At 75.6% G+C, this 13,483-nt stretch carries 12 protein-coding genes; 2 read left to right on the top strand and 10 right to left on the bottom strand.

The genetic code is table 11. The features are described 5' to 3' along the window. Nucleotides 1-34 precede the first annotated feature (34 nt). Together leuE and AB0L29_RS20010 are read right to left on the bottom strand one after the other, a co-directional pair. Nucleotides 35-685: a leucine efflux protein LeuE gene (leuE, locus tag AB0L29_RS20015; protein ID WP_365828901.1), complete on the bottom strand. Its 651-nt coding sequence runs from the start codon at nt 683-685 to the stop codon at nt 35-37. Between the two features lie 159 nt (nt 686-844). Next, nucleotides 845-2,425, bottom strand: a complete 1,581-nt coding sequence (locus AB0L29_RS20010; protein ID WP_365828899.1) for a methylmalonyl-CoA mutase family protein — start codon at nt 2,423-2,425, stop codon at nt 845-847. Between the two features lie 336 nt (nt 2,426-2,761). Between AB0L29_RS20010 and AB0L29_RS20005 the strand changes: the two genes are divergently transcribed. Next, nucleotides 2,762-3,550 carry a L,D-transpeptidase family protein gene (locus tag AB0L29_RS20005; RefSeq protein ID WP_365828987.1) on the top strand — a complete coding sequence of 263 codons (789 nt, stop codon included), beginning with the start codon at nt 2,762-2,764 and terminating at the stop codon, nt 3,548-3,550. A 266-nt stretch (nt 3,551-3,816) separates the two neighbouring features. On the opposite strand, the gene AB0L29_RS20000 is transcribed toward AB0L29_RS20005, so the two are convergent. The 4 genes from AB0L29_RS20000 to AB0L29_RS19985 form a co-directional block, all read right to left on the bottom strand. Next, nucleotides 3,817-4,923, bottom strand: a complete 1,107-nt coding sequence (locus AB0L29_RS20000; protein ID WP_365828897.1) for a hypothetical protein — start codon at nt 4,921-4,923, stop codon at nt 3,817-3,819. After that, a complete protein-coding gene (locus tag AB0L29_RS19995; RefSeq protein ID WP_365828895.1) occupies nt 4,923-5,600 on the bottom strand; it encodes an RNA polymerase sigma factor in 678 nt (225 codons plus the stop codon). The genes AB0L29_RS20000 and AB0L29_RS19995 overlap by 1 nt, the downstream gene beginning before the upstream one ends. 380 nt (nt 5,601-5,980) lie before the next feature. Next, nucleotides 5,981-6,898 carry a hypothetical protein gene (locus AB0L29_RS19990; RefSeq protein ID WP_365828893.1) on the bottom strand — a complete coding sequence of 306 codons (918 nt, stop codon included), beginning with the start codon at nt 6,896-6,898 and terminating at the stop codon, nt 5,981-5,983. 341 nt (nt 6,899-7,239) lie between these two features. Then, the gene (locus tag AB0L29_RS19985) at nt 7,240-7,857 is read right to left on the bottom strand and encodes an RNA polymerase sigma factor (protein WP_365828891.1); all 618 of its coding nucleotides are present in this window, start codon (nt 7,855-7,857) and stop codon (nt 7,240-7,242) included. 714 nt (nt 7,858-8,571) lie between these two features. On the opposite strand from AB0L29_RS19985, the gene AB0L29_RS19980 reads away from it, so the two are divergent. Beyond that, complete coding sequence (locus AB0L29_RS19980) at nt 8,572-9,768, top strand: N-acetylmuramoyl-L-alanine amidase (protein ID WP_365828889.1); 1,197 nt, start codon at nt 8,572-8,574, stop codon at nt 9,766-9,768. 67 nt (nt 9,769-9,835) lie between these two features. Here the strand turns inward: AB0L29_RS19980 and AB0L29_RS19975 are convergent, their stop codons facing one another. From AB0L29_RS19975 to AB0L29_RS19960, 4 genes are all read right to left on the bottom strand, one after another. Continuing rightward, nucleotides 9,836-10,231, bottom strand: a complete 396-nt coding sequence (locus AB0L29_RS19975) for a hypothetical protein (protein ID WP_365828887.1) — start codon at nt 10,229-10,231, stop codon at nt 9,836-9,838. A 245-nt stretch (nt 10,232-10,476) separates the two neighbouring features. Continuing rightward, nucleotides 10,477-11,061 carry a hypothetical protein gene (locus AB0L29_RS19970; protein WP_365828886.1) on the bottom strand — a complete coding sequence of 195 codons (585 nt, stop codon included), beginning with the start codon at nt 11,059-11,061 and terminating at the stop codon, nt 10,477-10,479. Nucleotides 11,062-11,157: 96 nt separating this feature from the next. Then, nucleotides 11,158-11,661 carry a hypothetical protein gene (locus AB0L29_RS19965; protein WP_365828884.1) on the bottom strand — a complete coding sequence of 168 codons (504 nt, stop codon included), beginning with the start codon at nt 11,659-11,661 and terminating at the stop codon, nt 11,158-11,160. Between the two features lie 95 nt (nt 11,662-11,756). Then, the gene (locus tag AB0L29_RS19960) at nt 11,757-13,349 is read right to left on the bottom strand and encodes a glycoside hydrolase family 20 protein (protein WP_365828985.1); all 1,593 of its coding nucleotides are present in this window, start codon (nt 13,347-13,349) and stop codon (nt 11,757-11,759) included. Between the last annotated feature and the right edge of the window lie 134 nt (nt 13,350-13,483).

Genomic DNA, 13,483 nt, shown 5'->3' with positions numbered 1-13,483 from the left:
GGACCGGCGCTCAGGCGGTCACACGGTCAGGCGGTCAGGCGCTCGCCAGCGACAGTTTCACGGCGAAGCCGAGGAACAGCGCGCCCGCCGCCGAGGTCGCCCCCGCCGACAGACGCCTGCGGCGGCGGAAGGCGGCGGCCAGCCTGGTGCCGCTGAGGATGAGCGCGCTGAGGTAGAGGAAGCTGGCCAGCTGGGCGAAGGCGCCGAGGACGACGAAGGACAGGGCGGGGTAGGCGTAGCCGGGGTCGACGAACTGCACGAAGAAGGCGACGAAGAAGAGGATCGCCTTGGGGTTGAAGAGGCTGATGACGAAGGCCCTGCGGAAGGGCCGCTCGGCGGAGGCCTGGGCGGCCGGGGCGTCCTGTGCGCCCTTCTCGCCCCGCGTCCGCCACATCCCCCACGCGGCCCGCAGCATGCCGATCGCGAGCCACGTCAGGTATCCGGCCCCGGCGTACTTGACGATCCCGAACAGCAGGGCGTTGGCCTGCAGCAGGGAGGCGACCCCGGCGGCCGACAGCGTCATCAGCACGGTGTCCCCGCACCAGACCCCGGCGGCGGCGCGGTATCCGGCGCGCACGCCGCGCCGGGCGGCGACGGACAGCACGTACAGGGAGTTGGGGCCGGGCAGCAGGACGATCAGGGCCAGGCCCGCCAGGTAGGTGGGGAGGTCGACGACACCGAACATGCCAAGGAGTGTCGCACGCGGGTACGGCCGCCCTCACCGGGGTTTTGACCGACCGTCGTCGAGGGCGACGGCCGGCCGCCTCGGGGGGTGCCTGCCCGGGCGGGGCCGGGCGGGTCGTGTGCGTGGTGGTGCGGCGGGGTGGCGGGGTGGCGGGGTGGTTCAGAACGCGTCGCTGGGCACGTAGGTCCCCCACACCTCGCGCAGCGCGTTGCAGACCTCGCCCACGGTGGCGCGGGCGCGCAGGGCTTCCTTCATGGGGTAGAGCACGTTGTCGTCGCCCTCGGCGGCCTTCTTCAGGGCCGCCAGCGCGCTGTCCACCGCCGGCTGGTCGCGCTGCGCGCGCAGTTCGGCCAGGCGTTCGGCCTGCTGGGCCTCGATGGCCGGATCCACCCGCAGCGGCTCGTAGGGCTCTTCCTCGTCGAGCTGGAAGCGGTTGACGCCGACCACCACCCGCTCGCCGGAGTCGGTCTGCTGGGCGATGCGGTAGGCGTTGCGCTCGATCTCGCCCTTCTGGAAGCCGCGCTCGATGGCGGCCACCGCCCCGCCGAGGTCCTCCACCTTGCCCATCAGCTCCAGCGCCGCCGCCTCCACCTGGTCGGTCATCGTCTCGATGACGTAGGAGCCGGCGAACGGGTCCACCGTCGCCGTCACGTCCGTCTCGTAGGCCAGCACCTGCTGGGTGCGCAGCGCCAGGCGCGCGGACTTGTCGGTGGGCAGCGCGATGGCCTCGTCGAAGGAGTTGGTGTGCAGCGACTGGGTGCCGCCCAGCACCGCCGCCAGCCCCTGCACCGCCACCCGCACCAGGTTCACCTCCGGCTGCTGCGCGGTCAGCTGCACCCCGGCGGTCTGGGTGTGAAAACGCAGCATCATCGACTTGGGGTTCTTCGCGCCGAACTCCTCCCGCATCACCCGCGCCCAGATCCGCCGCGCCGCACGGAACTTGGCCACCTCCTCCAAAATCGTGGTGCGCGCCACGAAGAAGAACGACAGCCGCGGCGCGAAATCGTCCACGTCCATGCCCGCCGCCACCGCGGTACGCACGTACGCGATGCCGTCGGCCAGCGTGAAGGCGATCTCCTGCGCCGGCGAGGCACCCGCCTCGGCCATGTGGTAGCCGGAGATCGAGATCGTGTTCCACCTCGGCATCTCCGCCCGGCAGTACCGGAAGATGTCCGCGGTCAGCCGCAGCGACGGCTGGGGCGGGAAGATGTACGTCCCGCGCGCGATGTACTCCTTGAGCACGTCGTTCTGGATCGTGCCGGTCAGCTTCTCCGCGCTCACCCCCTGCTCCTCGGCCACCAGCTGGTACAGCAGCAACAGCACCGCGGCCGGCGCATTGATCGTCATCGACGTGGAGACCTCGCCCAGCGGAATACCGCCGAACAGCACCCGCATGTCCTCCACCGAGTCGATCGCCACCCCCACCTTGCCCACCTCACCGTGCGCGATCGGCGCATCGGAGTCGTGCCCCATCTGCGTGGGCAGATCGAAGGCCACCGACAACCCCGTCGTACCGTTGGCGATCAACTGCCGGTAGCGCGCGTTGGACTCCACCGCCGTACCGAAACCGGCGTACTGGCGCATCGTCCACGGCCGGCCCGTGTACATCGACGGATACACACCCCGCGTGAACGGATACCCCCCCGGCTCACCCAGCTTCCCGGCCGGATCCCAGCCCCGAAGAGCCTCCGGCCCGTAGACCGGCTCGATCGGCAGACCCGACTCCGACTCGCGCGCCATGGTGTGATGCCTCCCGCTGAGCAGTTGCCCGAGTGACCGGCCGGACACTTGTTACCCGCCGGTTACCCGCCAGTACAGACCGACCCTTCGACGGACTGTAGCGGTGGGCGTGCACCCGGTGGAGAGGCGCACGCTGGGACCTTGCTCACAGCCGCGACGGGACCTCGCTCACAGCCTCCACCGCGGCACCCGTCACCGCAATGCCACCGGGTTCGTGAACGGTCCGGTCCGGGGTACATCTCCTGTGACATCCGGGCGCATCGGTGAGACGGCTGGAGGGCTGGGGTGCGTACTACGGGCCGTACCGCGGGCAGGGGGAGGGCGGTCGCCGCCGTCGTGGCGCTGGCCGCGGCGACCTGCTGGGGAACCGGCTGCACGGTGCAGACCACCGGCGCGGACGGCGTACGCCGTCCGCCGGTGCGCGTCGAGCTCCCGAGCGGTGCGCCGACCCGTGCGGCCGACGGCCGGCCGGGCGCCGCGCCGGCCGGGCGGGCCCCGGTGCTGTGGTCGCGCGGCGCCACCGGCCGCGACGTCCGCGAGCTGCAGGCCCGGCTGCGCCAGGTCGCCTGGCTGTTCCACGGGCCCACGGGGACGTACGACGACCTGACGGAGAAGGCCGTGCGGGGCTTCCAGGGCAAGCGCGGACTGCCGCCCACGGGCCGGACCGACACCGTCACCTGGCAGCGGCTGCTGGAGATGACGCACGAGCCGGGCCGGTGGGAGCTGTACTTGATGGGCGGCCAGCCGGCCGACGCGCCGGACCCGCGCTGTCTGACCGGGCGGGCGCTGTGCATCAGCAAGTCGAGCCGGACCCTGCGCTGGATGGTGGACGGACGGACCCTGTCGACGATGGCGGTCCGCTTCGGCTCGCAGTACACACCCACCCGGGAGGGCGTCTTCCACGTCTACTGGAAGTCCCGCGACCACTGGTCGACGCTCTACGACTCCGCCATGCCGTACGCGATGTTCTTCAGCGGCGGCCAGGCGGTGCACTTCAGCCTCGACTTCGCCGCCCGCGGCTACGCCGGCACCTCGCACGGCTGCGTCAACGTGCGGGACGAGGCGGCGATCGCCCGGTTGTACGCGCAGGTGAGGAACGGCGACAAGGTCGTCGTCCACTGGTGAGCGCCGGGCGGCAGGGACGTTCGGGGCGCGGACGGGACCGGGGGAACGTGTCCCGCCCGCGCCAGGTGCACGAGCCGTGGGTACGGGGGGAACCCCGGCTCCGTGCGACGGCCGATGACCAGTCGGCTCACTCATTACTGCGCCACGGCGGCCCAGAACGTCACACCCTCGGCGAAAAAATTTTCCGGGATCACGAAACCGCAGGTCAGAGGGCAGGTATCAAGGTCAGCGCGGTCCGTGTCCGGCCACCCGGCCGCCCGGCCGGCTCAGATCGCGCTGTACGTGGGGGCGGGGGACGGAGCGGACCCCGGCGGAGGCGCCGCCTCCGGCGAGGCCAGGGGCGCGGGGGCGAACGGCGTCGAGGGCGGGAAGGCGCCGTTCCGGTGGCCGGCGCCCCGGCCCTTGCCACCGCCGTCACCGGCCTTGCCGCCCGGGGCGCTCCGGCCGGTTCCGTTGCCGTTGCCGCCGTCGCCTCCGTTGCCGTTCCCGCCGTTGCCGTTGCCGCCGTTGCCGTTGCCGCCGTTGCCGCCCTTGTCCTTGTCGTCCTTGTCCTTGCTCTCGTCCTTCTCGCCCTTGCCCCTGCCCTTGTTCCCGGCGTTCGCGGAACCGCCGTCGGCCGCGGCCAGCACGCCCTCGCAGTACTTCCACACCCGGGAGGCGCCGCCCGCCGCGTCCTCCAGGACGCGCCTGCGGCCGGGGTCGAGCCCCCTGCCGTCGCGGACGTCGCGGCAGGCCGAGGCGATCCGCTTCCCCTGGCTGCCGGAGCGGCTGCGGGGGGCGTCGGTGCCCGCGCCGGAGCCGGGCCGCGTGGTCGTGCCACGGCCCGGCTCGCCCGGGCCGGCGCCCCCGGCGATCCCCGCGGAGGGGTCGCCCGACGGCCCGCCGGGGATCGCGTCGCCGTACCCGGACCCGCGCGGCGAGGGCGACGTCAGCGGGCGCCCGGAGGGCGTGACGGCGGCCGAGGTCCCGGGTTCCGGATCGCCGCCCGCGAACGGCGTCGGCAGGGCTCCGGTTCCGGCCGCGACCGCGACCGAGCCGACCATGCCGACGGCCAGCGCGGCGGCCAGCCCGAGCCGTGCCGGGCGCGCCCAGCGGGAGCGGCGGGCGGTGCCGGCGGGCCCGCCGATCCGGATCACGCCCGTGCCGGCGCGTTCGGCGCGTTCGGCGCGGGCCGCGCGGAAGGCGGCCAGCGCGGCGGCCTCGCCGGGGAGCTCCTCGCCGGCCGGAGGGGGCGGGGCGGACAGCGCGCCGAGTGTTCCGGCGAGCCGTTCGGCCTGGTCGCGGGCGGCGGGATCGACAGCTTCGAGTGGCTCTCCGCGCAGCAACCGCTCCGCCGTTTCGCGGTCCAGCCACCTGTACTGCTCGTCGGCCATCACATGTCCTTCTGCGTCCGCGTGCGCGTGGGCGTCACAGTCGCGGACGTCACCGCGCGGCGGCGCGGTTCTCGCTGGGGCGGCACGACGTCGAGCACTCCCGCCGATTCCGGATCCGCCTGCGGATCGGCGCCCCTGAGCAGTTCGGCGAGCCGCTTCAGACCGCGGTGCGCCGCGGTGCGCACGGCACCCGGCCGCTTGCCGAGGGTCTCGGCCGCGGTCTTCGCGTCGAGGCCCACCACCACGCGCAGCACGACGGCCTCGGCCTGGTCCTGGGGCAGCCGGGAGATGAGGGAGAAGGTGCTGTCGGTGGCCAGCGCCTCGATCGCCTCCCCGGCGGTGTCGAACTCGGCGGCCCGGCCGGTCAGCTCGGTCTCGTCGCCGCCGATCGCGGGGCGCCGGCCCCGCATCCGTATGTGGTCCAGGGCGCGGTTGCGGGCGATGCGGGCGGCCCAGCCGCGGAACCGGTCGGCGTCCCCGCTGAACCGCCCCAGGTCCCGGGCTATCTGCAGCCAGGCCTCGGACGCCACGTCCTCGGCGTCGGGGTCGCCGACCAGTGTCCGTACGTAGCCGAGCAGCCTCGGATGCACGGCGCGGTACACGGTCCGGAACGCGGTCTCGTCCCCGTCCTGCGCCGCGCGCACCGCGGCGGTCAGTTCCGCGTCGTCCCCCTGCACCCCGCGCGCGCCCTTCTGCCCCCGGACCGGCGCCGCTCGCGCGGACCGGGTTCTCGCCGTCGTGATTCCTCGATCTTGGTCGCCGTCTCAGGGCCGCTGGCGGTCGGTGTGGTCGTCTGTCCTTCGCGGCCTGGCGCGAATGGCACGTTACGACCTGAAACCGTTTCCCGTCCATGTCGGTACAAGATGCAACCAATACGTGACGCGGAGGTGTGACACATTCCGCGCGCCCGGCGCTGTAGGAAGTACGGGCCGCCGCGCGGCCCGTTCCGCGCGACGGCCGGGGCCTCTCCTGTGGGGGGTGGCGGCCCCGGCCGTTGCCTTGGGTGGGGCCGCGGGGCCGTGGGCGGGCGGGCCGCCGGAGTGCCGCGCGGGGGCGGTCACGGCTTCTTCGCGCCGGCCTTGCCGCCGTCACCGCCGTTGTTCTTCCCCCGGCCGCTGCCGCCGGGGTCGCCGCCGGCGTTGCCGGTGCCCGGGTCGGCCGCGCCGTCGCCGGCGCCGTTGCCGTTGTCGGCGCCGTTGTCGGCGCCGGTGCCGTTGCCGACGCTGTCGCCCTTGTCGGCCGGGTCGCCCGGTGCGGGCCTGGTGCTCGCCCGGCCCCGCCCGTCGCCGCCGTCCGCCGCGTCCTTCAGCCGCCCGACGCAGTACGCGGCGACGTTGCGCTCGCCGCCCGCGGCCGTGACGAGGCGTTCCCAGGCCGTCGCGTCCATGGCCCTGCCGCGGCCCTCGACCCGTTCGTAGGCGCGGCAGTGGGCCGCGGTGTCCTGGGCGGCGGCCGGGCGGTCCGGGCGCGCGGAGCCGGCGCCGGACGGGGCGGCGGCCCCGGCGTCCGGCCGCTGGAAGGCGCCGGCGGAGGCGGCCGGGGGCCGGGTGTCCCGCCGGTCGTCACGGGCGCCGTCGCCGCCGTGGGAGCCCGTCACGCCGATCGCGGCGACCGCGACGCCGCCCAGCGTGAGGCTCGCCAGCGCCACGGAGAGGGCGGCCCTCACCGAGCGCGCCGGGCGCGGCCGGGGCCGGGGCCGCCAGTCGTCCCGGCGGCGGGTGCGCGCCCGGTGCGCCCCCGCCTCGCGGGCGGCCCGGAACGCGGCCACCGCCCGCCGCTCGGCCTCCGCGTCGATGCGGTCCCCGCGCAGCGCGGCGGCGATCAGCGCCTCCAGCGCGGCACCGCCCGGGGCCGTTTCCCGGGTGTCCGGGGCGCAGGCGCCAGGACCGGCCGCGCTCCGGTGCCCGCACGCGGAGCCGCCAGGGTGCACACGCCGACGGCCGGGCAGTCCGCCGTCGCTCTGCCGTTCACCCATGTCCGTTCCCGTCTCCGCTCGCTCTGTGCCGCCCACGGGCCGCGGGGGCGCCGTGCGGTTCGTCTCGGTCCGCGCGGACCGTTCGTCCCACGCGGTGGTCCCGGCCCGTCCGGTCCCGGTGGGCCGTGCGGCCGGTTCGTCCGGTCGGGCCGGCCCGGTCGCCTCGGTTCGCCGGGGGCGCGAGGCGCACCCGGCCGCCCGCCGGTACGTACGGACGGTCCGCTGCGTTCACGCCGGCCGGCCGGACCCGTCCCGCCGGCCCACCGGAGGGGACGGCCCGACCGGCCCGCAGGCCCCGCCCGGGCCGGGCGGCCCGGCCGCCGGTCCCCCGCCGGTGGCGTTCATGTCGACTCACCCAGCGTCCGGGGTGCCTCATCCGTCACACTCTCGGCGCCCACCTGTCCGGCCAGGCGTTTCAGGCCCCGGTAGGCGGCGGTGCGCACCGCTCCCGGCCGCTTGCCGAGCACACGCGCGGCGGCGGGGCCGTCGAGGCCGACGACGACCCGCAGCAGCACCGCCTCGGCCTGGTCGCGGGGCAGCCCGCGGACCAGGTCCAGGGCGCGCTCGGTGGACATGGCCTCCAGCGCCTGCTCGTGGGTGCTCTGCGGCCCGGGCAGTTCCAGGACGTCCTGTTCGAGGGTCGCCGCCCGGGGCCGGGCCCGCCGGCGGCGCAGATGGTCGAGCGCCCGGTGCCGGGCGATGGTCGCCGTCCAGCCGCGGAAGCCGGCCCCGTCGCCCCTGAACCGCCCCAGGTCCCGGGCGATCTCCAGCCAGGCGTCGGAGGCCACGTCCTCCGCGTCGTCCCCGACCAGCCCGCGCAGATAGCCGAGCAGCCCGGGCTGTACGAGCCGGTAGGCGACCGCGAAGGCGGCCTCGTCACCTTCCTGGGCCCGCGCGACGGCCGCGCCCAATTCCCCGTCGTACGCCGGTGCGCGGCGGGGTTCCCCTCCGTGGCCCAAGAACTGTCCTCGTCCGTACCGAGTGAGTGACGAATCCGCGTCGTGCGGCACGGCCGGCCGTGCCCACGCCTCCACGGTCCTCAGCGTCGGACCTCATCGAAGTGTCACAGCGCCCCGGGCCGCGGCCCGCCGCACCCGCCCGGCGCACCGGCACCTCTCCGGCGTACGCGCCGGGCGCGAGCAGCGTGCCGTGGGCCCGTTCCCGGTCCGCGCCGCCCTTGCGGAGCCCGTCGGCCAGGAAGTCGACGACGCGCGGGCCGGCCGCCGAGAAGTCGAGCGGCAGCCGGGTGCGGGCGGTGGCCGGGTGCGGGCGGTGGCGCGCGACGAGGGCCGTCGCGCACGACCGCATCTCCCCGGCCCGCGGCGCGCGTCGCTGCCCCCCCGCCCTGCGCCCTGCGTCCTGCGTCCCGCGTCCTGCCCGTGGGACCCCGCCCCCTTCTCCGGCCGGGGGAGTCCTCCCGGGGGCTCCCCGGCCGGCCGAGCGGATGCGGGACCGCACGCGTCACGAGTCACCGCTGCGGCCCCGGACGCAGCGGTGCGGCACAGCGGCCGTACCACCGTTTCGCCTTGGCGTACGCCGGTGATCGGCCGGCGGTGCCGTCCCGGACCGCCGGACGGGCGCATCGCGCCCGTGCGCCGTTTCGCCCGTTCCCCGCACCGGAAGGGATGGATCCGCATGCGCCCCGCCACCCGGTCCGTCCTCGGGTGCGCCGCATGCGGATCCCCGTCCGACGGAACGACGACGAAAGCCGGCTGATGCGCCCCTTCCTCCACACCGCTGTCGCCGCCGCCCTCGCGCTCGGCACCCTCGGTCTGGCCGCCCCGGCGCAGGCCGACCCCACCGGCACCGTGCACAGCATCGACGTACCGGGCAGCGATCCGCTCGCGCGGGCGCTCGCTCCCCGCACCACCGAGCCGTTCAGCATGGTCGGTGTCACCTGGGACGACCCGGACGCCCCCCTCGGCGGCACCGCCGAGGTCCGCACCCGGTCCGCGGGGAGCGGCGAGTGGAGCCCCTGGCGCACGCTCGACAGCGACGGCCGCGCGCCCGAGACGGGCTCCGACCGGGACGGCGCAGGCGTGCGCGGCGGCACCCAGCCGCTGTGGACCGGCCCGTCCGACGGCATCCAGGTCCGGGTGACGGGCGAAGGGCTGCCCGAAGGGCTGCGGGTCGAGCTGGTGGACCCCCACGGGAGCGGCCCCCACGAAAGCGGTGCCGGGCCGGAGGTGCGGCCCGGCACGGCGGAGCCCGCCGCCGGCCGTCCCGCGGTCACCCCGCGCTCCGGCTGGGGCGCCGACGAGTCCCTGGTGCGCAACCCGCCCACGTACACCAGCGACACCAAGGCGGTGTTCGTCCACCACACGGCCGGAACCAACAGCTACACCTGCGCCGAGTCGGCGGCGATCGTGCGCGGGATCTTCCTCTACCACGTGCAGGGCAACGGCTGGAACGACATCGGCTACCACTTCCTCGTCGACAAGTGCGGCACCGTCTTCGAGGGCCGCGCGGGCGGCATCGACAAGCCCGTCCTCGGCGCGCACGCCTACGGCTTCAACACCGACACCAGCAGCGTCTCGGTGCTCGGCGACTACAACACCGCGGCCACCGGCACGGCCGTGCGCGAGGCGGTCGCGAAGGTCGCCGCCTGGAAGCTCGGCCTGTACGGCGCCGACCCGTCCGGGACCGTCACGCTGACCGCCGGAGCCGACAACGGCAAGTACACGACCGGGCAGAAGGTCGTCCTGCACCGCGTCCCCGGCCACCGCGACGGTTACCCGACCGAGTGCCCGGGCGCCCATCTGTACGCCGACCTCCCCGCGATCCGCGCCCTCGCCGCCGGCACCGGCACCGGCGCCGGCAAGGGCGTGGTGCCCGCCCTCCCGGGCCTCGGAGTCGTGCCGGCGCCCTGACCGGACGCGGGAGACGGCCGGGAGGGGCCGGCGGCCGGCCCTGCCCCGCCCGCCCGCCGCGCGTTCCCTACGGCCGCGGCGCCGCGTTCATCGCGTCCCGGCACAGCAGCCGCAGCGAGCCCTGCCCGGCGAAGCAGCGGCGGGCCTCGTCGATGGGGTCCCACAGGTGGCCGTCGGGGGTGCGGATCCAGTGGTCGCCGCCCGTCGCCCACCACTCGGCGCCGGTCCGGCGGGCGATCACCTCACCGGCGTAGGCGCCGAGTCCGCGCAGCACGTGTTCCACGGCGTCCCGCGGCGGGTCCTCGCGCCGGATGCCCTCGATCATGCGGTCGACGCTCCACAGGCTCTGCACCGAGTAGTCGAGCCGCAGCCGTGCGCCCTCGCGCATCGTCGCCACCGCGTCCGCCGCCCACCGCACCGGCTTCGCCGCGGCCGGGGGCCTGGTCTCCTGCTGGGTCGTCACAGTCGTCACAGTCGCAAGAGCGCGGCGCGGGCGGGATTCGTCACCGGGATCCGGCGGCTCCCCAGGACCGGCGCGGAACCGCCGCACCCCGCCCCACAACGGTCACAGGACTCCCCCACCCGCGCAGGTTTGCCCGGCGGTGACGTTCGCGCCCGCCCGGGCCGGCGGCGCGGGCCGGCGGCGCGAGCCGCCCGCGCGGCGAGGCGGTGGCGGGTGAGAGGGCCGGTGCCCCGAAGCCGCCGGCCTCAGCCCTGTCGGCGGATCCGGCGTGACACCACCGCGCGCAGGACGCGCCGTCCCTCCGTGGACACCTCCAGCGCCCGGCGCAGCCCGGCCGTCCCGTGACCGGTGACGACCTCCAGGACGGTGATCTGGCGGCGCAGCTCGGCGGCTACGAGCGGCGACACGCCCTCCGTACGGCCCTCGACGGGGGCCACCCCCGACCGGAGTGCCTCGGGGAGGGCGCCGGCCGGGGGCGTCTCGTCCTCGGCGGGGTCGAGCAGCCGGTGGATCTGCAGCGCGGCGACCGAGCAGGCGTCGGCCCACGCCCGCACCTCGGCGCGGGACCGCTCGGCCGGGGCGGCGGCCAGCATCCGGCGGGCGAGCAGGGCGGCCTCCTCCCCGGCCTCGCGGGCGTCCAGCCTCCCGCGCGCCTGCTCCAGCCCCCTGCCCCAGTCACCGGCGTCGGCGGTGTCGGTGAGGCTCGCCCACAGGGGCCGCAGGGTCTCGTCGTCGCCGCCCAGCAGGGGCACGCACCGATCCAAACAAGCCAACCCGCTCACGGCCAGTGCGCGCTCGTCGGCCTGCGCGATCAGTTCCACCAGGCTCATCCACGCCTCCTCAGCAGGCCTCCGCAGGGCCCTCACCGGGCGCCTTCCCTGACGGAGCCCGCATTTTCCCTTACTGCGTGCGACGGCCCGGGAGTGTCACTCGGGTACCACCCCGAGCCGGTCGAGCAGTCGGAAGAAAAGGTTTTCGGCCACCGGGTCGGGGTCGGCGGTCAGCACCTCGACCAGGGCGTCGGCGTCCGCGGTGTGCCCGGCCTCGGCGGCCCAGCCGACCGCGCGCTCGGCGGCGTCGCGGGGCTCCAGGAAGTAGTCCTCGAGCGTGAGCCCTTCCCGGTCCGCGCCGAGGTACCCGGCCGTCGCGGCCCGTGCCAGGCAGGTCGTCCAGGCCCCGCCCCGCGGCGCCGCCGCCTCCACCACCACGCAGTCGCTGTTCATGACGTACCCGAAGAGCGCGGGGGCCCCGGTCTCCCGCGCCAGGTCGTTCATGCTGCCGACGTCGCCACTGCCCGGGAATTCCCAGACCTGCCACCCGCCGGGCGCGGACGTGCGCAGCGTCATGCCGTCCCCGGCCCCCGACAGCGCCTCCAGCCCGGCCAGCGGCCGCCGGTCGCGTCCCACCACGAAGTACCCCCAGTAGCCCATGGCCCGGCTCCTCCCGGTGTCTCGGTTCGGCCCGCACCGGAACACCACCACAGCCGTGCGGGGGTGCGCAGCCGTACGGGGCGACCCGCACACGTTCAGCCCAGCCGGTCCGCCAGCGCCCGGAACCGCGTCCACGGCAGCTCCGGCCGCCCCGGGTCCCACAGCTTCTGGACGGTCGCCCGCAGCGGCAGCCGGATCCCGGCGGCGACCTGTTCCTGGGTCTGGGAGCCGGCGAGGTCGCACCAGACGGCGAAGGACCCGCCGAGGATCTGGTCGTCGTAGGCCGCCGGCACGGCCGCGGTGCCGCGCAGGACCCGCGGGTTCCACTGCTCGTAGATCCGCTGCCCGGTCGGGTAGACGAAGGTCTGCGGCTCTCCGAGCACGTAGTAGAGGAACTCGTCGTTGTAGTTGACGACCTTGCGGCCGGCGCTCAGGTACTCGGCGGGCTGCCGGGCGCCGATCTCCTTGCCGGTCCAGTAGGCGACCTGGATGTCCTGGGCGGGCCGGACGGACGTGTCCCGCAGGAAGCCGTCGTTCCAGGCGCGCGGGACGCGGCCGTGGGCGCGGACGGTGCCGGCCCGGTCGTTGAGCCAGCCGGTCGCGAGGTCGGCGACGGTCGCGCCGGGGCCGTGGGCCTTCCGCGCGGCGGCGGCCAGCCGCGGGAAGGAGGCCTCGGGGTCGGAGTAGGTCAGGGCCTGGTACTCGTCGCCGCCGAGGTGCCACTGCCCGCCGGGGAAGAGGCCGGCGTACTCGTTCAGCAGGTCGTCGACGATCCGGGCGGACTCCGCCCGGGAGATGTCGATCGCCCCGCGCACCGCCGTGCCGCGCGCGGTGCGCAGCTGGAGGTCGGGATGGGCGGCGATCACCGCGCCGAGGTGGCCGGGCGAGTCGATCTCGGGCACGACGGTGATGTGCCGGCTGGCGGCCAGCTCGACGATCCTCCTGACCTGCGCCTTGGTCAGGTGCTGCGCGGAGACGACCTCCGGGTGCGTGTCGGACTCGATCCGGAAGCCCTGGTCGTCGGAGAAGTGCAGGCCGAGCTGGTTGAACTTCAGGTCGCCCAGTTCCCGGATCCGGTCCTCGATCCAGCCGGCCGTGAAGTGCTTGCGCGCGATGTCCAACATCAGCCCGCGCTGCGGCTTGGCCGGCTCGTCGCGCACGACGCCCTCCGGCGCGCTCCCGCCGCCGCGCACCGCCTGCTTCAGGGTGCGGGTGCCGTAGAAGACGCCCGCGTCGGCGGGCCCGCTGATGGTCACCCGCCCGTCGCGCACAGTCATGCGGTACGACTCCCGGTCCGCGCCCTCGTCACCGCCGAGCGCCAGCCGGACGTCCCCGGTGCGCACGTCGTCCTTCTCGCCCGCGTACGTCAGCCCGAGCTCGTCGGCGATCAGCCGCCCCTCGTCGGCCAGGCGGGCGTCGTTCACGACCACCCGGTGGCCGCGTCCGGGCTTCCAGCCCGGGCCGCGCGCCGGGGTGTGGGCGCGCACGGCGGGGATCGTGCGGGGCGCGCTGGACAGGGGGTAGGAGCGGGTGGGCCCCGGACTGCGGCCCGGGCCCCCGGGTTCCCGCGCGGTGGCCGTGGCCGCCGAACCCGCCGGCCCGCCGTCGTCCCCGGAGGAGGCCCAGAGGCCCAGGCTCACCCCGACGGCGACCACGGCCAGGGCCGCGGCCACCGCCGCGATCAGCACCCGCCGCTGCTTCACCTTCTGCGCCGGTACCCGGCGCCTGTGCTGACTCACGACGCCAACCTACGGCCCCGCGCCGACAAGCCGCGTCCACCACACATTCCGAAACTCTCCCCTCCGAGTGAATCTCCGACATA

It is taken from the genome of Streptomyces sp. NPDC052701 (assembly GCF_040678355.1).
Taxonomy (GTDB): domain Bacteria; phylum Actinomycetota; class Actinomycetes; order Streptomycetales; family Streptomycetaceae; genus Streptomyces.
The sequence above is the reverse complement of the archived record's forward strand: the minus strand, read 5'-3'. Positions and strand labels throughout refer to the sequence as shown.